Source organism: Pseudomonas sp. SDO5215_S409 (assembly GCF_054071325.1).
This window is the reverse complement of record NZ_JBSVWN010000025.1, coordinates 12,390-35,474: the sequence shown is the minus strand read 5'-3', so window position 1 is coordinate 35,474 and position 23,085 is coordinate 12,390. Positions and strand designations below refer to the sequence as shown.

Annotated in this window: 25 protein-coding genes; 12 read left to right on the top strand and 13 right to left on the bottom strand. The window is 60.7% G+C overall.

Annotation, left to right across the window (positions count from 1 at the left end):
* Positions 1-21 precede the first annotated feature (21 nt).
* Together ACW9H9_RS14755 and ACW9H9_RS14750 are read left to right on the top strand one after the other, a co-directional pair.
* Complete coding sequence (locus ACW9H9_RS14755; protein ID WP_457343946.1) at positions 22-1,536, top strand: purine-cytosine permease family protein; 1,515 nt, start codon at positions 22-24, stop codon at positions 1,534-1,536.
* 34 nt (positions 1,537-1,570) lie between these two features.
* Positions 1,571-2,953 carry a sodium:solute symporter gene (locus tag ACW9H9_RS14750; RefSeq protein ID WP_457343945.1) on the top strand — a complete coding sequence of 461 codons (1,383 nt, stop codon included), beginning with the start codon at positions 1,571-1,573 and terminating at the stop codon, positions 2,951-2,953.
* Between the two features lie 191 nt (positions 2,954-3,144).
* Here ACW9H9_RS14750 and ACW9H9_RS14745 read toward each other — a convergent pair whose 3' ends face one another.
* Complete coding sequence (locus tag ACW9H9_RS14745; protein WP_003193089.1) at positions 3,145-3,267, bottom strand: PA1414 family protein; 123 nt, start codon at positions 3,265-3,267, stop codon at positions 3,145-3,147.
* Between the two features lie 138 nt (positions 3,268-3,405).
* Positions 3,406-4,299: a putrescine utilization regulator PtrR gene (gene ptrR, locus ACW9H9_RS14740; RefSeq protein ID WP_457343944.1), complete on the bottom strand. Its 894-nt coding sequence runs from the start codon at positions 4,297-4,299 to the stop codon at positions 3,406-3,408.
* A 106-nt stretch (positions 4,300-4,405) separates the two neighbouring features.
* Here ptrR and ACW9H9_RS14735 point away from each other — a divergent pair, with 106 nt between their 5' ends.
* The gene (locus ACW9H9_RS14735) at positions 4,406-5,569 is read left to right on the top strand and encodes a YbfB/YjiJ family MFS transporter (RefSeq protein ID WP_457343943.1); all 1,164 of its coding nucleotides are present in this window, start codon (positions 4,406-4,408) and stop codon (positions 5,567-5,569) included.
* Here the strand turns inward: ACW9H9_RS14735 and ACW9H9_RS14730 are convergent.
* From ACW9H9_RS14730 to ACW9H9_RS14720, 3 genes are all read right to left on the bottom strand, one after another.
* On the bottom strand, positions 5,549-6,991 hold the full coding sequence (locus ACW9H9_RS14730) for an NCS1 family nucleobase:cation symporter-1 (RefSeq protein WP_457343942.1): 1,443 nt from the start codon (positions 6,989-6,991) through the stop codon (positions 5,549-5,551). The two genes, ACW9H9_RS14735 and ACW9H9_RS14730, sit on opposite strands and share 21 nt — an antisense overlap.
* Before the next feature lie 186 nt (positions 6,992-7,177).
* A complete protein-coding gene (locus ACW9H9_RS14725; protein ID WP_457343941.1) occupies positions 7,178-7,585 on the bottom strand; it encodes a DUF2177 family protein in 408 nt (135 codons plus the stop codon).
* Positions 7,586-7,639: 54 nt separating this feature from the next.
* Positions 7,640-8,476, bottom strand: a complete 837-nt coding sequence (locus ACW9H9_RS14720) for a CvfB family protein (protein WP_457343940.1) — start codon at positions 8,474-8,476, stop codon at positions 7,640-7,642.
* Positions 8,477-8,809: 333 nt separating this feature from the next.
* Here ACW9H9_RS14720 and ACW9H9_RS14715 point away from each other — a divergent pair, with 333 nt between their 5' ends.
* On the top strand, positions 8,810-8,989 hold the full coding sequence (locus ACW9H9_RS14715; RefSeq protein WP_457343939.1) for a hypothetical protein: 180 nt from the start codon (positions 8,810-8,812) through the stop codon (positions 8,987-8,989).
* 345 nt (positions 8,990-9,334) lie between these two features.
* Entirely contained in the window at positions 9,335-10,204 is an 870-nt protein-coding gene (locus ACW9H9_RS14710) for a DUF6279 family lipoprotein (RefSeq protein WP_457343938.1), read from the top strand.
* Here the strand turns inward: ACW9H9_RS14710 and ACW9H9_RS14705 are convergent.
* Complete coding sequence (locus ACW9H9_RS14705; RefSeq protein WP_457343937.1) at positions 10,201-10,593, bottom strand: transcriptional regulator; 393 nt, start codon at positions 10,591-10,593, stop codon at positions 10,201-10,203. The genes ACW9H9_RS14710 and ACW9H9_RS14705 overlap by 4 nt on opposite strands.
* A 154-nt stretch (positions 10,594-10,747) precedes the next feature.
* On the opposite strand from ACW9H9_RS14705, the gene ACW9H9_RS14700 reads away from it, so the two are divergent.
* Positions 10,748-11,023, top strand: a complete 276-nt coding sequence (locus ACW9H9_RS14700) for a hypothetical protein (RefSeq protein ID WP_457343936.1) — start codon at positions 10,748-10,750, stop codon at positions 11,021-11,023.
* A gap of 45 nt (positions 11,024-11,068) precedes the next feature.
* On the opposite strand, the gene ACW9H9_RS14695 is transcribed toward ACW9H9_RS14700, so the two are convergent.
* The gene (locus ACW9H9_RS14695) at positions 11,069-12,415 is read right to left on the bottom strand and encodes a DEAD/DEAH box helicase (RefSeq protein ID WP_457343935.1); all 1,347 of its coding nucleotides are present in this window, start codon (positions 12,413-12,415) and stop codon (positions 11,069-11,071) included.
* 193 nt (positions 12,416-12,608) lie between these two features.
* On the opposite strand from ACW9H9_RS14695, the gene ACW9H9_RS14690 reads away from it, so the two are divergent.
* Positions 12,609-13,907 carry a mechanosensitive ion channel family protein gene (locus ACW9H9_RS14690; RefSeq protein WP_457343934.1) on the top strand — a complete coding sequence of 433 codons (1,299 nt, stop codon included), beginning with the start codon at positions 12,609-12,611 and terminating at the stop codon, positions 13,905-13,907.
* 10 nt (positions 13,908-13,917) lie between these two features.
* Here ACW9H9_RS14690 and ACW9H9_RS14685 read toward each other — a convergent pair whose 3' ends face one another.
* From ACW9H9_RS14685 to ACW9H9_RS14675, 3 genes are all read right to left on the bottom strand, one after another.
* The gene (locus ACW9H9_RS14685) at positions 13,918-14,784 is read right to left on the bottom strand and encodes a carboxylate/amino acid/amine transporter (protein WP_457343933.1); all 867 of its coding nucleotides are present in this window, start codon (positions 14,782-14,784) and stop codon (positions 13,918-13,920) included.
* 202 nt (positions 14,785-14,986) lie between these two features.
* Positions 14,987-15,586 (bottom strand): FMN-dependent NADH-azoreductase, encoded by a 600-nt coding sequence (locus ACW9H9_RS14680; RefSeq protein ID WP_457343932.1) that lies wholly within the window; start codon positions 15,584-15,586, stop codon positions 14,987-14,989.
* A gap of 151 nt (positions 15,587-15,737) precedes the next feature.
* The gene (locus ACW9H9_RS14675; RefSeq protein WP_457343931.1) at positions 15,738-16,052 is read right to left on the bottom strand and encodes a 3-phosphoglycerate kinase; all 315 of its coding nucleotides are present in this window, start codon (positions 16,050-16,052) and stop codon (positions 15,738-15,740) included.
* A gap of 49 nt (positions 16,053-16,101) precedes the next feature.
* On the opposite strand from ACW9H9_RS14675, the gene ACW9H9_RS14670 reads away from it, so the two are divergent.
* The 5 genes from ACW9H9_RS14670 to aqpZ all read left to right on the top strand — a co-directional run bounded on the left by ACW9H9_RS14670 (position 16,102) and on the right by aqpZ (position 21,218).
* Positions 16,102-17,025, top strand: a complete 924-nt coding sequence (locus tag ACW9H9_RS14670; protein ID WP_457343929.1) for a LysR family transcriptional regulator — start codon at positions 16,102-16,104, stop codon at positions 17,023-17,025.
* Between the two features lie 14 nt (positions 17,026-17,039).
* Positions 17,040-17,843, top strand: coding sequence for an alpha/beta fold hydrolase (locus ACW9H9_RS14665; protein ID WP_457343928.1), 804 nt, complete (start codon positions 17,040-17,042; stop codon positions 17,841-17,843).
* A 3-nt stretch (positions 17,844-17,846) separates the two neighbouring features.
* On the top strand, positions 17,847-18,410 hold the full coding sequence (locus ACW9H9_RS14660; protein ID WP_457343927.1) for a peptidylprolyl isomerase: 564 nt from the start codon (positions 17,847-17,849) through the stop codon (positions 18,408-18,410).
* Positions 18,411-18,492: 82 nt separating this feature from the next.
* The gene (locus tag ACW9H9_RS14655; RefSeq protein ID WP_457343926.1) at positions 18,493-20,325 is read left to right on the top strand and encodes an ABC transporter ATP-binding protein; all 1,833 of its coding nucleotides are present in this window, start codon (positions 18,493-18,495) and stop codon (positions 20,323-20,325) included.
* A 191-nt stretch (positions 20,326-20,516) separates the two neighbouring features.
* The gene (aqpZ, locus tag ACW9H9_RS14650) at positions 20,517-21,218 is read left to right on the top strand and encodes an aquaporin Z (RefSeq protein ID WP_457343925.1); all 702 of its coding nucleotides are present in this window, start codon (positions 20,517-20,519) and stop codon (positions 21,216-21,218) included.
* Between the two features lie 57 nt (positions 21,219-21,275).
* Here aqpZ and ACW9H9_RS14645 read toward each other — a convergent pair whose 3' ends face one another.
* The 3 genes from ACW9H9_RS14645 to ACW9H9_RS14635 form a co-directional block, all read right to left on the bottom strand.
* Positions 21,276-21,524, bottom strand: a complete 249-nt coding sequence (locus ACW9H9_RS14645; RefSeq protein WP_457343924.1) for a BrnA antitoxin family protein — start codon at positions 21,522-21,524, stop codon at positions 21,276-21,278.
* Positions 21,502-21,780 carry a BrnT family toxin gene (locus ACW9H9_RS14640; protein ID WP_457343923.1) on the bottom strand — a complete coding sequence of 93 codons (279 nt, stop codon included), beginning with the start codon at positions 21,778-21,780 and terminating at the stop codon, positions 21,502-21,504. Before ACW9H9_RS14640 ends, ACW9H9_RS14645 begins: the two co-directional genes overlap by 23 nt.
* A 100-nt stretch (positions 21,781-21,880) precedes the next feature.
* Positions 21,881-23,005: a GNAT family N-acetyltransferase gene (locus ACW9H9_RS14635; RefSeq protein ID WP_457343922.1), complete on the bottom strand. Its 1,125-nt coding sequence runs from the start codon at positions 23,003-23,005 to the stop codon at positions 21,881-21,883.
* Positions 23,006-23,085: the final 80 nt, after the last annotated feature.

Here is a 23,085-nt window from a genome sequence, read left to right as displayed (position 1 = left end):
CCACTATGATCGGAGCTGGTCATGAATAATAAAAACAACGAAAACAGTATTCGCAAAATTGAAACAAACGGGGTCGAACAGATCCCGGACCACGAACGCACCGCCGGTCCCAAGGACCTGTTTCGCCTGATTTTCGGCGGTGCCAATACCTTTGCCACCGCGGTGCTGGGCAGTTTCCCGGTGTTATTCGGCCTGTCGTTCCAGGCGGGTGTGTGGGCGATTGTCCTGGGTGTGCTGGTGGGCGCGGTGATTCTGGCGCCCATGGGCCTGTTCGGGCCGATCAACGGCACCAACAACGCCGTGTCCTCCGGCGCCCATTTTGGCGTGCACGGGCGGATTGTCGGCTCGTTTCTGTCACTGTTGACGGCGATTGCCTTCTTCTCACTGTCGGTGTGGAGTTCAGGCGATGCGCTGGTGGGCGGTGCGAAACGTCTGATCGGCTTACCGGAAACCGACCTGAGCCTGGGCCTGGCCTATGGGTTGTTCGCCGTGCTGGTCTTGACGGTGTGCATCTACGGCTTTCGCTTCATGCTGTGGGTCAACCGCATCGCCGTATGGGCGGCGAGCCTGCTGTTTCTGTTGGGGATCTTCGCGTTCGCGCCGGCCTTCGACAGCCACTTCGCCGGCACCGTCGCACTCGGTCAACCAGGTTTTTGGGCGGCCTTTATCGGCGCCGCGCTGGTGGCCATGAGCAACCCGATCTCCTTTGGTGCGTTCCTGGGCGACTGGTCGCGCTACATCCCGCGTGAAACGCCAAAGGGCCGGATCATGCTGGCGGTCATCGCAGCGCAACTGGCCACGCTGATTCCGTTCCTGTTCGGCCTTGCGACCGCAACCATCGTGGCCATCAAGGCCCCGGACTACATCACCGCCAACAACTATGTGGGCGGGCTGCTGGCAGTGGCCCCTACCTGGTTTTTCCTGCCGGTGTGCCTGATTGCGGTGATTGGCGGCATGTCCACGGGCACCACGTCGCTGTATGGCACCGGGTTGGACATGTCCAGCGTGTTTCCACGCCTGCTCTCACGGGTCAAGGCGACGCTGCTGATCGGGGTGATGTCGATTGCCTTCATCTTTATCGGACGTTTCGCCGCCAACCTGGTGCAAAGCGTGTCGACCTTCGCCGTGCTGATCATCACCTGCACCACGCCGTGGATGGTGATGATGATCATCGGCCTGATCGTACGGCGTGGTTACTACTGCCCGGATGACCTGCAGGTGTTCACCCGCGGTGAAACCGGCGGCCGCTACTGGTTCAGCCACGGCTGGAACTGGCGAGGCCTGGGGGCCTGGATCCCGAGCGCCCTGGTGGGCCTGTGCTTCGTCAACCTGCCGGGGCAGTTTGTAGGCCCCTTGGGCAACCTGGCCGACGGCATCGACATCAGTTTGCCGGTGACCTTGGGCCTGGCCTCGCTGGTGTACCTGAGCCTGCTGCGCCTGTTCCCGGAGCCTGCCTCTGTCTACGGGCCGAACGACCCACGCAGTAACCCGAGCATGGATGCGCTCACTAAACCGGCGATGCGTCACGCCGCCTGAACGCCCATAAAAAAATAAACGGAGAGCTGCCGTCATGGCATTGGATCTATTCGTCGTACTCATCTACGCCGCCGGCATGCTGGTGCTCGGCTATTACGGCATGCGCCGTGCCAAGACCCACGAAGACTACCTGGTGGCGGGCCGCAACCTCGGCCCGTCGCTGTACATGGGCACCATGGCCGCCACGGTACTGGGCGGTGCCTCGACCGTCGGCACCGTGCGCCTGGGCTATGTGCATGGCATTTCCGGCTTCTGGCTCTGCGCCGCACTCGGCATGGGCATCATCGCGCTGAACCTGTTCCTGGCCAAGCCGCTGCTGAAGCTGAAAATCTTCACCGTGACCCAGGTCCTGGAAAAGCGCTACAACCCCATGGCCCGCCAGGCCAGCGCGGTGATCATGCTGGCGTACGCGCTGATGATCGGCGTGACCTCGATCCTGGCCATCGGCACCGTGCTGCAAGTGTTGTTCGGTCTGCCGTTCTGGATCTCGGTGTTGCTGGGCGGGGGCGTGGTGGTGGTGTATTCGACCATCGGCGGCATGTGGTCGCTGACCCTGACCGACATCGTGCAATTTGTGATCAAGACCGTCGGCCTGATGTTTATCCTGCTGCCGATCTGCCTCTACCGTGTGGGGGGCTGGGACGAACTGGTGGCCAAGCTGCCAGCGTCACACTTCACCTTCACCGAGATCGGCTGGGACACGATCATCACCTACTTCATGATCTACTTCTTCGGCATTCTGATCGGCCAGGACATCTGGCAGCGGGTGTTCACTGCCCGTGACGAAAAGGTCGCCCAGTACGCAGGCACCTTCGCAGGCTTCTACTGCATCCTCTACGGCCTGGCCTGTGCCTTGATCGGTATGGCGGCGCACGTGCTGATTCCAGACTTGGCGAACGTCAACAATGCGTTCGCGGCCATCGTGAAGTTGTCGTTGCCGGACGGGATTCGCGGCCTGGTGATCGCAGCAGCACTGGCGGCGATGATGTCCACTGCCAGCGCCGGTTTGCTCGCAGCGTCCACGGTACTCACCGAAGACCTGCTGCCCCGCCTGCGCGGTGGCAAACAGTCGAGCCTGCGTATCAACCGTCTGTTTACGATGCTGACCGGTATTGCCGTGCTGGGTATCGCGCTGGTGGTGAACGACGTGATCAGCGCCTTGACCCTGGCCTACAACCTGTTGGTGGGCGGCATGTTGATCCCGCTGATCGGGGCGATCTTCTGGAAGCGGGCGACCACGTCTGGGGCCATCAGCTCGATGACACTGGGCTTTGTCACCGCGCTGGTGTTCATGGTCAAGGACGGGCTGGACTCAAACACCCCGATCTACTACAGCCTGGCAGTCGGCCTGGTGAGTTTTGTGGTGGTCAGCCTCCTGTCACCGCGCCCGCAAGCGGCAGCAGCTGGGGCGATCTAACAAAAGACTTCTATTGTGCGGGGGCTGATCCTACGGCCCCCTGGCTTTCTTCAGCGGGTGCGACGTCGGTTGTCGCACCCGTTTTTTTGGTTTGCACACGCCCAAAATGCGGGAGCGGGCTTGCCCGCTCACATTGAATTCGTGTCACCACAGACCGCGCTCAAACAGGGTGTGTGAGCGCGTTTCGGGCCTTACCGGCGGCGTGGCCGACGCTGCTCGTCATCGGTGCGGATCGGCACCGGTTGCAGCGGGGGCTCGATCAAGCCGAGTGCGACGCCGAGGTCGTGCAGCCAGTTTTGGATTTTCTCTTTCATGGTGCCCCCCTTGGGGTAATGCTGAACGGCGAGGACTCTGTCGCCGCTTCCTACAGATAGTAGTACCAAGTCCTACGCAATGCTTGTCTGAAAACACAACGAACTATTACAAAAGCCACGCAAATCCAGGCCATTCGGTCAGGCAATCGCTCTAGCGTCCGGTTCAGGCACCGCTTTGCCCTCTTCTTGCAGGTCAATCCACGCGTTGAGGTTAGCGCCGAGCATGCCCTTGCGCCACATCAGCCAAGTGGTGGCCGTGGCAAAGGGCTCTGCCAGCGGGTGCACCGAGACGCTGTCCTTGCCCGGCAGGCTGTCGAGCATCGACTGCGACATCAAGGCAATCCCCGACCCCGCCGTCACGCAGGCCAGCATGCCCTGATAGGACTCAATCTCAATTGCTCGCCCCATGGCCACGCGGTCGTGGGAAAACCACGCTTCCAGCCGTGCACGGTACGAACAACTGCGTCGGAAAGTGAACACCGAACGCCCAGCGACGTCTTTAGGCCCACGCACCGGCGGGTGATCGGCCTCACAGATCATCACCAGACGCTCCTCGCACAACGGCACACCATCCAGGGTAGCCAGGGTCAACGGGCCATCGACCAATGCTGCGTCAAGCCGCCCGGTAATCAAGCCCTCGAGCAACTCGCCGCTGGGCGCGGACTGCACCTGCAGGTTCACCCGTGGGTAGGTCTTGTGATAACGCGCCAGCAACTTTGGCAAGTGAATGGCCGCCGTGCTGTACATGCTGCCCAGGGTGAAATCCCCGGCGGGCTGGCCACCCTGCACGGCGCCATGGGCCTCGTCGTGCAACGCCAGGAGGCGGGTGCTGTAGTCGAGCAGCACTTTGCCAGCCGGTGACAGTTGCAGGCGCTGGCGCTCGCGCACAAACAAGTCCACCCCCAACTGCTCCTCCATTTGCTTGAGCCGGGTCGACAGGTTCGACGGCACCCGGTGCAGGCGATCGGCGGCACGGGTGATCGAGCCTTCCTCGGCCACGGCCTGGAAAATGCGCAGTTGGCTGAACTCCATAACCGTTCTCCTAAACTGAATAAGTTACTCACTATTATTCATTTTTGCAGAAAGTCAATTGCCTTTAGCCTGAAGGTCATTGGCTTTCACGCAGGAATTTTTGACTATGTCCCCCCTGATTCGCTTACTCGCCAGCTTTGTCGCCTTGATGATGGCCATGGGCATCGGCCGCTTCGCCCTGACCCCGCAGATGCCCCACTTGCTCAGCGAAGGCCAGATCGACCTGACCGACGCCGGGCTGATCGCCGCCGCCAACTACCTGGGTTACCTGGTCGGGGCGGTGGATTCGATCTTCGCCCGCAGCCATCACCATGTGCGTGGGCGGCTGTATGCCGGTTTGTGGCTGTGTGTGCTGCTGACCCTGGCGTCCTACTGGGCCCACGGGTTCTGGTCGCACCTGGTGCTGCGCTTTGGCACCGGCGTCGCCAGCGCCTGGGCCCTGGTGATGATCACGGGCTTGAGCCAGCCGTTGGCGGCCGCCGCCGGGCGGGCTCGCCTGGGCGCGCTGGTCTTTGCAGGGCCGGGGCTCGGGATTTTGTTAACGGGGTTGCTGGCGCTGGGCTCCAACCTGCTGGGGCAAAATTCCGCGACCCTCTGGCTGGTGTACGGTGTGGTCGCGCTGGTGATGCTGCTGGCCATCCTGCCGTTTTTGCCCCAACCCATCGCCAGCGCACCGGCCGCGACCCTGAGCGGCAGCAATGGCAGCATCACGCATCTGTGCTGGATTTACGTATTGTACGGGCTGGGTTACATCATCCCGGCGACATTTTTGTCGCAAATGGCCAGCGCTCAGTTCAAGGGCGCCTGGCAGGCCGATCTGTTCTGGCCATGCTTTGGCCTGGCCGCCGCGATCGGTGTGCTGGTGGTGAGTTTTCGCCGCAAGAACACCGGGACTACCCGCTACTGGTTGATGGCAACCTTGTGGCTGCAAGCGGCCGGCGTATTTGCCTGTTTGCTGGGCAACGGCTGGGGCTTGGCCCTGGGCGTCCTGCTGTGTGGCGCGCCCTTCTTGGCCTGTATGCAATTAATGATGCAGCGCCTGCGGGAGGTCGCGCCGCACGGCTATCAACGCAGCACCGGGCTGCTCACCGCCAGTTTTGCCATCGGCCAATTGAGCGGCCCGCTGCTGGCGTCGGTCAGCAGCCATCTGAGTGGCGGCCTGCAACCGGCCTTGATGGTGGCCGGTTGCGGCCTGTTGGTGGCGGGGGCGCTGTTGTTGCGCCGGGCCGCCGCGCCCCTTGCGGCCCGCCTAGCCGGTGACCAGCGGTGAGCGCAGGCTGGCCCGCTCCCGGCTCGCTAACATCAGAAAAAACGCACCGCCCAGAAAGCAGCCGGTAAACCAGGCGAAGTTGGCCATCGGCTGCAACACCGGGGTAAACGTGATCGCCACCCCCGCCAGCGTTGCGGGCACCAATGCCTTGACCGCCGTCCAGTTGACTCCGCCCTGGTAGTAATAACGCCCGCCGGGGCTGTCATCGAACAGCGCATCCACATCGATCTGCTGCTTTTTGACCAGGTAATAGTCCACCAGCAAAATCCCGAACAGCGGCCCGATAAACGCCGCGAGGATGTCCAGCGTGTAGTGGATCATCAGCGGGTTGTTGAACAGGTTCCACGGGGTGATGAAGATCGAGGCCACGGCGGCGATCATGCCGCCTGCGCGCCAGCTGATTTTGCTCGGTGCGACGTTGGCAAAGTCAAACGCAGGCGAGACGAAGTTGGCGACGATATTGATGCCGATAGTCGCGGTGACGAACGCAAAGGCCCCCAGCAGCACCGCCATGCTGTTGTCGATGCGCGACACGGTGGCGATAGGGTCGTGCAGCATCTGGCCAAACACCGGCAAGGTGCCCGACACAATCACCACGGTCACCAGCGAGAACGCCAGAAAATTCACCGGCAAGCCCCAGAAATTGCCGCGGCGTACGTCGGCCATGGTTCGGCAATAGCGACTGAAATCACCGAAGTTCAGGGTCGGCCCGGAAAAGTACGACACCACCAACGCGGTTGCGACGATCATCTGGCCGCAGGCTTCCCAACCCGACAGCGACTTTTCCCCCAGCGTAAAGCTGATATGGCTCCAGCCCGCCTTCCACACAATCCAGGCCGCCAGTGCAAACATCACCGCATAGACCACCGGCCCCGCCCAGTCGATAAAGCGTCGGATAGACTCCATGCCCGCCCAGAACACCAGGGCCTGGAGCACCCACAAGCTCAGAAACCCCATCCAGCCCAGGTACGACAGCCCGGCAAACTGCGGCTGCGCGTACACCTCCATCTGCGGGAAAAAGCGCAAGACCACAATGATCAACGCACTGGAGGCCAGGTACGTCTGAATCCCGTACCAGGCCACCGCGATCAGGCCACGGATCACCGCCGGAATATTCGCACCAAACACGCCGAATGCCAGCCGACTGATCACCGGGTAAGGCACCGCGGCCTGCTGGCTGGGCTTGGCCACCAGGTTGGCGATCAACTGGATGATGCAAATGCCGCAAAGCAACGCGACCAACACTTGCCAACTGGCCAGGCCAAGGGCGAACAGGCTGGCAGCGAACACATAACCACCCACGCTGTGCACATCGCTCATCCAGAAGGCAAAGATGTTGTACCAGTTCCATGTTTGCGGCAGCGGCCCCAGGTCCTGGTTGTACAGGCGCGGGCTGTAGCCTTTAGGCAGTTGTTCGGTCATCGCAAGGCTCCTCGAAATACCGGCCTGCCGCTCGCCAACGGAATGGGTACGAGAGGCGGCGCAGGTTGTATACGAGTTGATGAGCAGAATGCGTGCCAAAGACCTAAACACCGCAGACAATGCACGCCTGCACACGCAGGCGGACGTTGATCGCTCGGGAACGGTGCACGGTTATCCTGTACACAATCAGTTGTGCACCTTGCGTGCACATTGGTAGCCAACACTGCAGCAAGCGGCGCTGACAAAGGTGCCCCACGCAATGTCCATGACGGCAAGCCCCGCCGACCATCCCTGCAAGGTCGCCCAGTTACTCAAGTCATACGTGCCGTACGCCACCAAGCCCAACAAGGCGCCCAAACGGGCAGCCTGCTGCCAGCCGCCGCGCGTCAAGGCCGGCGCTATCACGAACACCACGCAACCCAGTACATAGAGCAGGTAAAACAGGAGAGCGGGCAGTAGCCGCGGCTGATCGAGCATCAGCGGGCCGAGCAGGGCCTTGTAGGTGGGGCCCATGAGGACGCCGAGCCAAAGCCCGTCGAGGATCAAAAGGGCGAGCAAGGTGCCGAGGTAGGCAAATAGCAATTTCCTGAACATCCCAACCCCCCTGTAGACGCGAGCGACTCACGTCCACAGAAGAGCCGCGTAACATCAGGTTAGTTCAATGCGATCGGCATGGATCACGATCTGGCCCTGCTTATACAGCGCACCAATCGCTTTCTTGAAGTTGCCTTTGCTCACACCAAACACACTGCTGATGAGCGCAGGGTCGCTCTTGTCGCTGACCGGCAAGGTGCCGTTGTTTTCACGCAACTTGGCAAGGATCTTCGAGTTAAGGCTCGAACCCGCTTCTTCACCCACAGGTTGCAGGCTCAGGCTGATCTTGCCGTCGCTGCGCACTTCCTTGATGAAGCCTTTCTCTTCCTTGCCCGGGCGCAGGAACTTGAACACTTCGTTTTTGTGGATCAAGCCCCAATGCTTGTTGTTGATGATGGCCTTGAAGCCCATGTCCGTGGACTCGGCGACCAGCAGATTGACCTCCTGGCCCACTTTGTACGTGGCCGGGGTCTTGTCCAGGTAGCGGTCCAGGCGGGCGGTCGCGGTGATGCGCTTGGTGTGCTTATCGAGATAAACATGCACCACGCAGTATTCACCGGCGCTCAGTTGGCGCTTTTCCTCGGAGTACGGCAGCAGCAGATCCTTGGGCAACCCCCAGTCCAGAAACACGCCAATACTGTTGACTTCAACCACTTTCAGGCTGGCGAATTCACCCACCTGAACTTTAGGTTTTTCGGTGGTGGCGATAAGTTTGTCATCGCTGTCCAGGTAAATAAAAACGTTCAGCCAGTCTTCATCTTCACTGGGAATATCTTTGGGGATATAACGATTGGGCAACAGGATTTCACCCTCTTGCTCACCGTCAAGGTACAAACCAAAGTGAGTGTGCTTGACCACTTGCAAGCTGTTGTAGCGCCCGACTAAAGCCATTTCCGATCCCCTCATTGCGTGGCCGGCATTCTACCCGAGTTGAGGGCGGCGGTCCTGTGCGCCGCACGCGGCCTGCGAGCTCCCTGTTGCGGGCGCGTTTTGCCGAGCGGGCCCGTTCGTCAGGTGGATCTGCGCCATCAAACAGATAGCCACCCGCGGCTTTTTTACCCGTAGTTTTCAGTTAAAACAGTGAGTTAACGGCTTTTAGCCATAATAATCCCGGGCCATTAACGGCGTGGCACGGCTGTTGTGCGGCGGTATTAAACCGACAATAAAAGGCTTTTTCCTGTACGATACCTGGCCAACTTAATTTTTGACAGGTAAGTGGCCGCCATGCGCGTAAAAGCATCCACCAGCAAAGCCAAACCCGCTCCCGCTGTTGAAACCAGCGAATCGCTCGACAACCAGATCGCAGCGTTCCTCAAAAGCGGCGGCGAGATCCAGCAGATCGCCAAAGGCGTCAGCGGCCAGACCTTCGCACCGTCCAAGCACATCAGCCTCGGCAAAAAATAACCCCGCCTCATCCCGCTTTGCCTGACACCTGACAGATGTGTTTGCCGTCTCTCGCCTCTCACGGACTCAAGCATGCTCAAACCCGGCCTTGTGCTGGTCAGTGCACTGCTGGCCAGCTCCATCGCCCCTGCGCAGATTGTTCCAGCGTGAGCTGGGCGCTTCGATCTCAAGCTGGGCGCGGTCCACAGCTTCAGCGGCAGCGACTGCACCGCCTACTCCAGACACAATTCGTAAGGTGACGGCCTGTTGACCTTGAAGGCCGGGCGGCCGTTCTATTAACAGGCTGAACTGTCGGCAGGCTGACAGGCTCAGATGAATTAACCTCGTCTGCGCAAGGATTCGCCCATGTTGCGTCGGTTAAACACCCTGTTGGTCGTGCTCACGCTTAGCCTGATTGTCACCGGTTGCAGCCGCGTGGGCCTGGCCTACCGCAACCTGGACGTAATCATCCCCTGGACACTCAGCGACTACCTGGACATGAACGTCGGGCAAAAGAGCTGGTTCAACGACCGGCTCAAGGAGCACCTGGCCTGGCATTGCACCACGCAATTACCCGCCTACCTCGACTGGCTCGACCGCCTGCAACAAATGGTCGACGCCAACCAGGTCACCGACGCGGCCCTGCAAGCCCGTACCCGCGAGGCCAAGGAGGCGATCGCCGACAGCGCCCGGGCGATCATGCCGTCCGCCGTGCAATTATTGCGCGGGCTGGACGATCAGCAGGTGCAGGACATGGCGCTGGCATTCGCCAAGGATCTGCGCAAGCGCCAGGACGAGTACCTCAAACCGCCGCTGGCACAACAGATCACCGAGCGTGCCGAACGCATGAACAAGCGCCTCGACACCTGGATGGGCCCGCTCAATCCCCACCAGCAAGACCGCGTGATGGCCTGGTCAACCGCCCTTGGCGAGCAGAACCAACAATGGATTGGTAACCGCGCCCACTGGCAGGCGCAGTTCATGGCCGCCGTAAAAGATCGGCGCAGTGCGGACTTTGCGCGTACCCTCGAGCAACTGCTGGTCGACCGTGAAAGCCTGTGGACCCCGCAATACCGCGAGGCCTACACGCAGACAGAAACCGCTGCGCGCCAGCTGATCATCGACCTGATGGCTGAAAGCACCGTGCAACAACGGCAAAAACTGACGCAGAAGATCAACCAGGTGCGGAGCGACTTCAAGGCGCTTAAATGCCTGAAAGCCGCCCCGACGACCTAAGCGATTTGCGCTTTCGAGGCCACGTAATCAAATGTTGCAGGGTCCAGTGCATCGGCCTGCTCATCGAGTACTTCGCAAGGGTGATTGTTACCGGGGATGCAGCTGTCGATCAGGCTCAGCAACTGTGAGCCACGGGGCGTCAGCACGAAGTTCTCACCGTTGCCCCCCTCATCCTCCGGGCGGGACTCGATGAAGCCACGGTCCAGCAGCAACTTTTCGTACTCAGTGGCCGTCACTTTCAACTCATCAAGATTGCCGGTGGCGTCGCCTGCCGCGGCCTTTTCAGCCGCGTGCTGTTCGGCGTACTTGCGTGGCGCAAAGCTTTCACCCGCGCTGTTCTGCACTTCGTGCAGCAGCCGCTCGATCAACTCCCAATTGTAAGTGGTCATCCTGATTCCTCCTGAAGGCGTAGGAAAGTAGGCCCTTCATAGGTGTGACAAATCGGACCCGTCGCTGTTCAGCCTAGCGGACGGGCGCGATTACGCTGAACTTTCCAGCCTTGGCAGCCCTCAACCGCACATCACTGCCAAGGAGGTCTACCCCATGAAAACCCTGCCGAACCTAGCCCTGGCCGCCACGCTGCTGGCCGCCCTGCCCGCCTGGGCCTGTACGCCGGAAGAAGCCACCGCCAAGCGCGAGCAACTGGCCAAGGAGGTGACTCGACTCACCGAGCAAAACCCGACCAAGGCCCGGGAAATCAATGAAGAGCTGCAAAAGATGGACCTGGGCACCGCCTCCGGCGACCTGCCCGACAAGTGCCAATTGATCGACCAACGCTTGAAAGAGCTGGATGAGGCCGCTGCCAAGGCCAAAAGCTGAGGCCAAAAAAAACCGGACATTGTCCGGTTTTTTTACCCTTGCGCCTTACTCGGCAGCGGGCGTTTCTTGCGGCTTGCGGCGCTTGAGCGGCGCCATGCCGTCCTTGCTCACCAGCGAATCGGGCTTGGGCCGGTTGGCGGTCTTGCGTTTGGTGGCCGTTTTCGGGCCGGCTTTTTTCTTGTCGACTTTCTTGCCGTCGACCTTTTTCTTCTTGACGCCCACAGCCTTGCCCGAGGCCTTGACCTTTTTCGGCCCGCCGTAGGTGCCTTTGACTTCCTTGATGATGCGCCGCTCAAACGATTGCTTCAGGTAACGCTCGATGCTCGACATCAAGTTCCAGTCGCCGTGACAGATCAGCGAGATGGCCAGGCCATCATTGCCCGCACGCCCGGTACGGCCAATACGGTGCACGTATTCGTCACCGCTGCGGGGCATGTCGAAGTTGATCACCAGGTCCAGGCCGTCCACGTCCAGGCCGCGCGCGGCAACGTCGGTGGCCACCAGGATCTTCACACCGCCCTGCTTGAGACGGTCGATGGCCAGCTTGCGGTCCTTCTGGTCTTTCTCACCGTGCAGGACAAACGCCTTGTACTCCTGTGCCACCAGGCGGCCGTAGATACGGTCGGCCATGGCCCGGGTGTTGGTGAAAATGATCGCCTTTTGATACGTCTCGTTGGCCAGCAGCCAGTTCACGATCTGTTCTTTGTGCTGGTTGTGGTCAGCCGTGATGATTTGCTGACGCGTGGTTTCGTTCAACTGGCTGACCGCGTTGAGCTGCAGGTGCTCAGGGTTGTTCAGCACCTTGGCGACCATCTCGCGCAGGGTCGAACCGCCGGTGGTGGCGGAGAACAGCATGGTCTGCTGGCGGCCGGCACACTCGTCGACCAGGCGCTGCACGTCATCGGCAAACCCCATGTCGAGCATGCGGTCGGCTTCGTCGAGCACCAGCACTTCGACTTCCTTGAGGTCCAGGTTGCCCGCGTTGAGTTGCTCGATCATGCGGCCCGGGGTGCCGATCAGAATGTCGGGCACCTTGCGCAACATGGCGGCCTGGACCTTGAAGTCTTCGCCACCTGTGATGATGCCGGACTTGATAAAGGTGAACTGCGAGAAGCGCTCGACTTCCTTCAAGGTTTGCTGGGCCAGCTCACGGGTCGGCAGCAGGATCAGCGTCTTGATGCTCACACGGACTTTGGCCGGGCCGATCAAGCGATGCAGGATCGGCAAGACAAAAGCGGCGGTCTTGCCGCTACCGGTTTGAGCCGTCACCCGCAGGTCACGCCCTTGGAGCGCGAGCGGGATGGCCGCTGCTTGCACAGGCGTAGGCTCGACAAATTTAAGCTCGGCCACGGCTTTGAGCAGGCGTTCGTGCAGGGCGAATTGGGAAAACACGGGTGCTACCTCGAAAGAAATACAAAAATCAGCTGCATAGGGTAACGGTTTCGGGCGCTCAGGCCGAGTTTCTTTACGCGAACAAGGCCAATCAGCTGCGGTTTTGTCAGGGAATTTGTCCAATGGCACAACTTTGCAGCCCTTAAGTGCTCTAATCGCCCCGTCACGTCCTACAGAAGAAATGCGTTTATTTATGGATATCAAACAGCTCTGGCTCAAGGTCCAGACCCTTTGGGGCTCACTCGACGAACACCCGCTCCTGAACGCCGGCCTGGCGCTGATCGTGCTGCTGATCGTCGCCCTGCTGCTGGGACGGGTGGCCCGCTACGTCATCCTCCACGTCGTCAAACTGCTGGGCCGCCAACCGGCGCTGCACTGGCTCAATGACCTGCGCCACAACAAAGTCTTTCACCGCCTGGCGCAAATGACACCTTCGCTGATGATCCAGTTCGGCCTGCACCTGGTCCCGAACCTGAGCGCCGCCAGCGCACTGTTCATCGCAAACGTGGCGCTGGCCTTCACCATCTTGTTCCTGCTGCTGGCCGCAAGCGCGCTGCTCAACGCGCTGTTGGACATCTATGCCCGCACCGAACACGCCCGCACGCGCTCGATCAAGGGTTATGTGCAACTGGCAAAAATGGTGCTGTATGTGTTTGGCGCCATCATCATCGTCGCCACGCTGATCGACCGTTCGCCGCTGTTACTGCTGTCGGGCCTGGGTGCGATGTCGGCGGTGATCCTGTTGGTGTACAAGGACACGCTGCTGTCGTTCGTCGCCAGCGTGCAGTTGACCAGCAACGACATGCTGCGCGTCGGCGACTGGATCGAAATGCCCCAGGTGGGGGCCGACGGTGATGTGGTGGATATCACGCTGCACACGGTGAAGGTACAGAACTTTGACAAGACCATCGTCTCGATCCCGACCTGGCGCTTGATGTCGGAGTCTTTTCGCAACTGGCGCGGGATGCAGCAGTCGGGCGGTCGGCGGATCAAGCGCAGCCTGTTCATCGATGCCAGTGGCGTGCGGTTCATCCGCGACGACGAAGAACACAAACTGTCCCAGGTGCATCTGCTGACCGACTACATGGGCCGCAAGAAAGCCGAGCTCACGGCCTGGAACGAGGCCCAAGGCAATGTGGCGGCGATGTCGGCCAACCGTCGGCGCATGACCAATATCGGCACGTTCCGCGCTTATGCGCTGACGTACCTGAAAAGCCACCCGCAGATCCAGCCCGACATGACCTGCATGGTGCGCCAGATGCAGACCACGGCCCAGGGCATTCCGCTGGAGATCTACTGCTTCACCCGCACCACGGTGTGGGCCGACTACGAGCGGATTCAGGGGGATATTTTTGATTACTTGCTGGCGGTCATGCCGGAGTTCGGGTTGAGCCTGTATCAGCAACCGAGCGGCGCGGATCTGCGGGCCGGCATGTTACCGGCGGTGCTCGGTGCAAGCCATGTGCCCGCACCGGAAAAAAGCCTGATGTAACCACCAAGGGTCAGTGGCTGGGCGCCTGCTTACGGAGCCCCAGCCGACTGATCCACACCGCCACCAGAATCACCGTCCCGCCCAAAAACAAGCGGCCCAGCGGCTCATGCTGGTTCCAGATCAATAAATTCAGCAGTAACCCCACCGGCACATGCAGGTTGTTCATCACCGCCAGCGTGCCACCGCTCACCAGGCAAGCGCCTTTGTTCCACCAGTACATCCCCAGCGCCGTACTGACCAACCCCAGGAACACCAGCACGCCCCACTGCAACGGTGCTTCGGGCAGGTAGTGGGTTTTGCCGAACAGCAAAAACGCGGGCAACGCCACTGCCAGCGCCCCCAGGTAGAAGTAGCCAAACCGGCGGTAGTGCGGCAGGTCGCTTGGATGGCGCGCCACCAAATGTTTGTAAAGCACCTGCCCGGCCGCGTAGGTGAAGTTGGCCAGTTGCAGCAGCAAAAACCCCATGAAGAAGTTAGGCGTGATCTGGTCCAGCCGAATCACCGCCGCCCCGGCCACCGCCACCAATGCAGCGACCAGCGCCCACGGCTTGAAGCGCCGGTTCAAGGCGTCCTCGATCAAGGTCACATGCAAGGGCGTCAGGATGGTGAACAGCAACACCTCCGGCACCGTCAGCACGCGAAAGCTCAGGTACAGGCATACGTAGGTCACGCCAAATTGCAGCGCGCCGATCAGCAGCATGCCGCGCATAAAGGCCGGTTCTACCGAACGCCAACGGGTCAGCGGGATAAACACCAGCCCGGCGAGCACCACGCGCACCAGCACCGCAAAGTAACTGTCGACATGACCGGCGAGGTATTCGCCGATCAAGCTGAAGGAAAATGCCTGGATCAGCGTCACAACCAGTAGATAGCCCATGTTCGCCCCTTTTCGTGTGGGCGCGACATTAGCGGTTTTTGGCGGGCGGTGAAACTCGGGGCAAAAAAAACCCGACCTCGCTAAAGCGTCAGTCGGGCGGCAGCACTCAGGAGCAAAAGTGCAAAGGGAGGTTCGGTACGCGTACTTGAAGGGTTGCGTAGGCGCTATATAAACAGCCGGCGATTATGTGGCGATTAACGCTTCATGCCAGTTGTGCCAACAGGGCCCGGGCCTGGTTCAGGCCCTTTTCCTGGAAGTCGCCGCCCAGGTTCACGCCTTCGGCATGAATGAAGGTCACCTCGTGAACCCCGATAAACCCCATGACCTGGCGCAGGTACGGTTCTTGATGGTCGGTGCTGCTGCCGGTATGAATCCCGCCGCGCGCCGTCAGCACGATGGCGCGCTTGCCGGTGAGCAGGCCCTGGGGGCCGGTGGCGGTGTACTTGAAGGTCACGCCAGCCCGCAACACATGGTCCAGCCAGGCCTTGAGGGTGCTGGGAATGGCAAAGTTGTACATCGGCGCCGCCATCACCAGCACGTCGGCAGCCAGCAGTTCATCCGTCAACTCATCGGAGCGCTCAAGGGCCGATTGTTCGATGGCGTTGCGTTGTTCGGCAGGTTTCATCCAGCCGCCCAGCAGGTTGGCGTCCAGGTGCGGCACCGGGTTCACGGCCAGGTCACGCACGCTGATCTGATCGTCGGGATGGGCGGCTTTCCACTGGCCGATGAACTGTTGGGTCAGTTGGCGGGAAATTGAATCCTGCTGACGGGCGCTGCTTTCGATGATCAGAACACGGGCCATGGCTATGTAGTCTCCATCTGTAAATGCTGTAAGGCGATGGAGAAAAGATTAATCAGAGCCCGTTCGATAAAAAAGTATAAAAAACTGCTATAACCCATCTAGAAATTTGTTCATAAGCGGAGTACTTCTGGAGTCGCGCTCCGCTTACGCCTTATTTCGGTGCGCAGGTCAGGGCGATGCGCATCTTGATAATGGCCCGGTTGAACTTGACCGTGGTGTGGGTGCTTTTGCCTGCGGGCACCGTGACCCTGCGGGTACGCGGCGACTCGGGGCCGTTGGTGAAGACCACCGTGCACTGGGCGTCGTTGGTGCCGTAGTTATTGAGTTGGATGGAGCTGATATCGCCAGCGATGTCCGAGGCGCTGTAGTCGACCTGCACCCCTTCGATCTTTTTCGACACGTCGGTGGAAAAGGCCAACGCACTCAGCGGCAGCAGGGCCAGCAACACACAACAGAATTTTTTCATTTGGCAGTCTCCATGACGGGCTGCCAGCTTAGGACAAGAGGAACCCATCTTGAAAGCGCCCCGCGTTACCCTCGATCAATGGCGCACGCTGCAGGCCGTGGTCGATCATGGCGGCTTTGCTCAGGCCGCCGAAGCGCTGCACCGTTCGCAGTCGTCGGTGAGCTACACCGTGGCCCGCATGCAAGACCAGCTCGGCGTGCCGCTGCTGCGCATCGACGGGCGCAAAGCCGTGCTGACCGACGCCGGTGAAGTGCTGCTGCGGCGCTCCCGCCAACTGGTCAAGAACGCCAGCCAGTTGGAAGACCTCGCCCACCACATGGAGCAAGGCTGGGAAGCCGAAGTGCGGCTGGTGGTGGACGCCGCCTACCCCAATGCCCGCCTGGTACGCGCCCTCACGGCGTTTATGCCGCAAAGCCGCGGCTGCCGTGTGCGCCTGCGCGAAGAGGTCCTGTCGGGTGTCGAGGAACTGCTCATCGACGGCATGGCGGACCTGGCCATCAGCAGCTTTATCATTCCCGGCTACCTGGGCACCGAAATGAGCGATGTGGAATTCATCGCCGTGGCGCACCCCGAGCACACCTTGCACCGCTTGAACCGTGAGCTGAGTTTCCAGGACCTGGAAGGCCACATGCAGGTGGTGATTCGTGACTCCGGCCGCCAACAGCCCCGCGACGTAGGTTGGCTCGGCGCAGAACAACGCTGGACCGTCGGCAGCCTGCCCACGGCCGCCACGTTTGTCAGCAGCGGCCTGGGCTTTGCCTGGTTGCCCCGCCACCTCATCGAGCGGGAAATGCACGAAGGCCTGCTCAAGCAATTACCGCTGGAAACGGGCGGCAGCCGCAACCCCACGTTTTACCTGTACTCCAACAAGGACAAGCCCTTGGGCCCCGCCACGCAGATCCTCGTCGAATTGCTGCGCACCTTTGACACCGCACCGTTGGACGCCCCCTTCGCCGCACCGCACCAAGCCTGAACAAGGAGTTCGCCATGGCCTGTTTCGACCATAAGGGTTGCACCCTGTATTACGCCGAGTATGGCCACGGCGCCCCCCTGATCCTGATTCACGGCCTGGGCTCCAGCAGCCAGGACTGGGAAATGCAGGTGCCCGTGCTGTCACGCCATTACCGGCTGGTGGTGCTGGACGTGCGCGGCCACGGCCGCTCCCAAAAGCCCCGCGAGCGCTACAGCATCCAAGGTTTTACCGCTGACCTGGTGGCGCTGATCGACCACCTGCAACTGGGGCCCGCTCATGTCGTGGGGTTGTCGATGGGGGGCATGATCGCCTTTCAACTGGCCGTGGACGAACCGCAACGCCTCAAGAGCCTGTGCATCGTCAACAGCGCGCCCGAAGTCAAAGTGCGCAGTGCCAATGACTACTGGCAGTGGGCAAAGCGCTGGAGCCTGGCGCGCCTGTTGAGCCTGGACACCATCGGCAAGGCCTTGGGCGAGCGGCTGTTTCCAAAACCCGAACAAACAGACTTGCGACAGGCCATGCGCCAGCGCTGGGCAACAAACGACAAACGTGCTTATCTCGCCAGCTTTGACGCGATTGTGGGCTGGGGTGTGCAGGAACGACTCTCGACGATCACCTGTCCAACCCTGGTCATCAGCGCCGACCACGACTACACCCCCGTGGCGCAAAAGCAAAACTATGTAAAACTGCTCCCCGATGCGCGGCTGGTGGTGATCGAGGATTCTCGCCACGCCACGCCGCTGGACCAACCCGAACTGTTCAATCACACCCTGCTCGATTTTCTGAAGACAGTCGAAACCACTACCCAGGATCACTGACCCATGCTGAAAAAAATCGCCTTCCTTGCCGGCACCGCCCTGTTCGCTGCCAACCTGATGGCCGCCGAGCCTGCCAAGGCGCCGCACGTGTTGATCACCACCACCAATGGTGACATCGAAGTCGAGCTGGACCCGGTCAAGGCCCCGATCAGTACCAAGAATTTCTTGGCTTATGTCGACAAGAACTTCTACACCAACACCATCTTCCATCGCGTCATCCCGGGCTTCATGGTCCAGGGCGGCGGCTTCACCGCGCAGATGGCGCAAAAAGACACCGATGCACCGATCAAGAACGAGGCCAGCAACGGCCTGCATAACGTGCGTGGCACCTTGTCCATGGCCCGTACCAACGACCCGAACTCCGCCACCAGCCAGTTCTTCATCAACGTGGCCGACAATGCCTTCCTGGACCCGGGCCGCGACGCCGGTTACGCGGTATTTGCCAAGGTGGTCAAGGGCATGGACGTGGTCGACGTGATCGTCAACTCGCAAACCACCACCAAACAAGGCATGCAGAACGTGCCTATCGATCCTGTCGTGATCAAGTCGGTCAAACGCATCGACTAGGTTTACAGGACGTTTTGCGCGATGCCTTCAAGGCCTCGCGCGCCTTTGAACAGGAGAGCCCGCCTGGCGGGCGTCAGACCCAATGCTCTATCGTCGTTTCGAACAACTGATCGATATCTTCCGCGACGCCCCCAGCGCCGCGCCGCCCGATAAAGTCCTGCCCTTCTACCTTTACTACCTGCGTCAGGTATGGCCCAGTTTCGCCATCTTGCTGGTGGTCGGCCTGATCGGTGCACTGATCGAAGTGGCGCTGTTCAGCTACCTGAGCCGCATCATCGACCTAGCCCAGGGCACCCCGCCCGCCGATTTCTTCAAGGTGCATGCTGGCGAATTGATCTGGATGGCCGTGGTCGCGCTGCTGCTGCGCCCGATCTTCGGCGCCCTGCATGACCTGCTGGTGCACCAGACCATCAGCCCGGGCATGACCAGCCTGATTCGCTGGCAAAACCACAGCTACGTGCTCAAGCAAAGCCTGAATTTCTTCCAGAACGATTTCGCCGGGCGCATCGCCCAGCGCATCATGCAAACCGGCAATTCGCTGCGCGACTCGGCCGTAGCGGCGGTGGATGCGATCTGGCACGTGACGATCTACGCCTTCAGCGCCCTGGTCTTGTTCGCCGAGGCCGATTGGCGGCTGATGATCCCGCTGATCGCCTGGATCATCTGCTACAGCCTGACCCTGCGCTATTTCGTGCCGCGGGTAAAAGACCGTTCGGTGGTGTCCTCCGAGGCGCGCTCCAAACTGATGGGCCGTATCGTCGACGGCTACACCAACATCACCACCTTGAAGTTGTTCGCCCACACCCATTTCGAGCAGAACTACGCCAAGGAAGCCATCGTCGAGCAGACCGAAAAAACCCAGCTGGCCAGCCGCGTGGTCACCAGCATGGACGTGGTCATCACCAGCATGAACGGTCTGTTGATCGTGGGCACCACCGGCCTGGCCTTGTGGCTGTGGACCCAGTCACTGATCTCGGTGGGCGCCATCGCGCTGGCCACCGGCCTGGTGATTCGTATCGTCAACATGTCCGGTTGGATCATGTGGGTGGTCAACGGCATTTTCGAGAACATCGGCATGGTCCAGGACGGCCTGAAAACCATCGCCCAGCCGATTTCCGTCACCGACCGGGAAAACGCCCCACGCCTGCAAGTGCCCCACGGCGACGTACGTTTTGAGCAGGTGGATTTCCACTACGGGAAAAAGAGCGGAATCATCAGCGGCTTGGACCTGAACATCAAACCCGGGGAAAAGATCGGCCTGATCGGCCCCTCCGGCGCGGGCAAATCGACCCTGGTCAACCTGCTGCTGCGCCTGTACGACCTACAGGGCGGACGCATCCTCATCGACGGTCAGAACATTGCCGACGTGGCGCAGGAAACCCTGCGCGAACAGATCGGCATGATCACCCAGGACACCTCGCTGCTGCACCGTTCGATCCGCGACAACTTGCTGTACGGCAAGCCGCAGGCCACCGACGAGGAACTGATGGCCGCGGTGCACAAAGCGCGGGCCGATGAGTTCATTCCACTGCTGTCGGACGCCGAAGGGCGCACCGGGTTGGATGCGCACGTGGGGGAACGCGGGGTGAAACTCTCTGGCGGCCAGCGCCAGCGCATCGCCATTGCGCGGGTACTGCTCAAGGACGCGCCGATTCTGATCATGGACGAAGCCACCTCGGCGCTGGACTCGGAAGTGGAAGCGGCGATCCAGGAAAGCCTGGAAACATTGATGCAAGGCAAGACGGTGATTGCGATTGCGCACCGGCTGTCGACCATTGCGCGGATGGACCGGTTGGTGGTGCTCGAAAAAGGCCGGATCGCCGAAACCGGCAGCCATGCCGAGTTGCTTGCGCACGGCGGTTTGTATGCGCGCCTGTGGCAGCACCAGACCGGCGGGTTTGTCGGCATCGACTGACCTTCTGCGCCTGCCCGCTTCAATCAGCGCCAGCGCCCGAATCCAAAGGGCCCTGGCGCTTTTTCATGCCCTGGATTTGTGGCGTAACCCTGCTGTAATCAACCTCAGGATCCAGAAGGATCCTGTAGTAAATCTGCAGGGAGCGTCATCGATTTACTAGGCGATAGAGCGATCTATCAAGGACGGGATGCATGTCTTTGTTCAAACGTTCAGTCACGGAGGGTTTAGGCACGTTTTGGCTGGTACTGGGTGGTTGCGGGAGTGCGGTGCTGGCCGCCGCGTTTCCCGCAGTAGGGATCGGCCTGCTGGGCGTGGCCCTGGCCTTCGGGCTGACAGTGCTGACCATGGCATTCGCCATCGGGCATATCAGCGGTTGCCACCTCAACCCGGCAGTTTCAGTGGGGCTGGTAGTGGGCGGAAGATTTCCGGCCAGGGAGTTACCGGCGTACATCCTCTCTCAAGTCATCGGCGGCACCGTTGCCGCGGCATTGCTGTACTTCATTGCCAGCGGCAAACCGGGGTTCGAACTGGCCTCGGGCCTGGCCAGCAACGGCTACGGCGAGCATTCGCCCGGCGGGTATTCGATGGCGGCGGGGTGGGTCTGTGAACTGGTGATGACGGCGATGTTCGTGCTGATCATCCTCGGCGCCACCGACCGCCGCGCCCCGGCGGGCCTTGCGCCCATCGCCATCGGCCTGGCACTGACGCTGATCCACCTCATCTCGATCCCGGTCACCAACACCTCGGTCAACCCGGCCCGCAGTACCGGGCCTGCGCTGATCGTGGGCGGTTGGGCGCTCCAGCAGTTGTGGCTGTTCTGGCTGGCGCCGATCCTGGGTGCGGTGGTGGGTGGGTTTGCCTATCGATGGCTGGGCAAGGAAGAAGGCAACTGAGTGTTACGGGTTCAGCCCTGCCGGTATGGCAGGGCTGTTCTCGCTCAGTGCTTCTATCTACCCTTGATGCGCCTGCATGTATTGACGCAGTAGCTGGTTGATACGTGTCTGGTAGCCCGTCCCTTGCCCTTTGAACCACTCCAGAACATCGGCGTCCAGACGGATAGTCACTGCTTGCTTCACGGGGACACGCAACTGCGCACGCCGGAAAAAATCTTCGCCCAGCTCCGGGATTTCACTGGTATCGATGTCCCGGTCGTCCATGTTGGCAAGGCGCTCCCAGTCAGTTTTCGATGGTTTGGACATAGTATTTGGCCTCCTGCTTGGTTGCTTTTCGCGCGGATATGATGCGGATCACATCGCCATGTCGTTCGGTGTACACGACCACTCCGATCAACCTCTTGATCCAGCCAATACTCACCCAGCGATCTTCCTGATAGTTGGCCCGCTCGTCTCGCTGAGACAACATAGGGTGCTGGAAAATATCGGATACGTCGTGGAAGTCGATGCCATGTTTACGAATATTGGCCTGGTTTTTGGATTCATCCCATTCAAAACGCATGATGCATCCTGTATTTACTTTTGTACATACACTATAGGCAGCCAACCCCGCCTTGGCATCTACCGAACGATCGACGGCATCACTGTTTTGCCAACCCTCTTCATCCCTGCCGGTATGGCAGGGCTGTCCTCGCTTCCTCGGCATACGCCAGGATTCCCGCCCGCTCGCCCGCCAGGAAGTCCTCCACCGCCGACTTAAGCCCTGGGTGGCGCAGGTAATGCCAGGAATGCGTGATCACCGGTTCAAACCCGCGGATCAATTTGTGTTCGCCCTGGGCGCCCGCGTCGAAGCGTTGCAGGCCGTGGGCGATGGCGTAGTCCATGCCCTGATAAAAACACGTCTCGAAATGCAGGCGGTCGAACTCGGCCAGGCAGCCCCAATAACGGCCGTAGAAGCTGTCGCCCCCCACCAGGCTGAACGCCATCGCGACCGGCCGTGAGCCCTGCTTGGCCAGTACCACCCGAATGGCCTCGGGCATGCGCTCGGCCAAGAGGCTGAAAAAGGCCCGTGTCAGGTAAGGCGACTGCCGGCGTACGGCGTAGGTGTTGGCGTAGCAGGCGTAGACAAAATCCCACTGCGCCTCGCTCAACTCATGGCCCTGCAACCATTCAAAATCGATGCCCTGGCCTGCCACTTGCTCGCGCTCCTTGCGCATCTGTTTGCGCTTGCGCGAACTCAAGGCCTCGAGAAAGTCCTGGAAGTCGCGATAACCGCGGTTCTGCCAATGAAACTGGCAGCCCAGGCGCTGCAACCAGCCGGGCTGGGCCGCCAGCGCGTCATCGGCCAGAGCGTCGGTGAAGTTGATATGGGCACTGCCGAGCCCCTCGATTTCCAGGTAACCGGGCAGGCTCTTGAGCAGTTCAAAGCCGTCGGCGGCGTTGGCCGCCAGCAAGCGCGGCCCGCTCACAGGGCTAAAGGGAACAGCGGTGAGCAGCTTGGGGTAATAGTCGATACCGGCCCGTTCGCAGGCGTCGGCCCAGCCGTGGTCGAACACGTACTCGCCGTAGGAATGCCATTTGCGGTAGCTGGGCAACGCCGCGATGACCCGCTCGCCTTCTACATGCAGCAGATGCTCAGGCTGCCAACCCGACCGCGCGCCCAGGCTGGCGCTGTCTTCCAGTGCGCTCAAAAAAGCATGGCGTACAAACGGCTGAGTCTGCGGCACCAGGGCATCCCAGGTGTGCGGGGCGATTTCTGACAGGCTTTGAAGGCGTTGCAACGGCATCGACATCCTCACTACTGAGTGGCGTGAAAACCTGACGAGTATCGCTTATCCCGGGGGGCGACACACTCGCAAATCGCCGG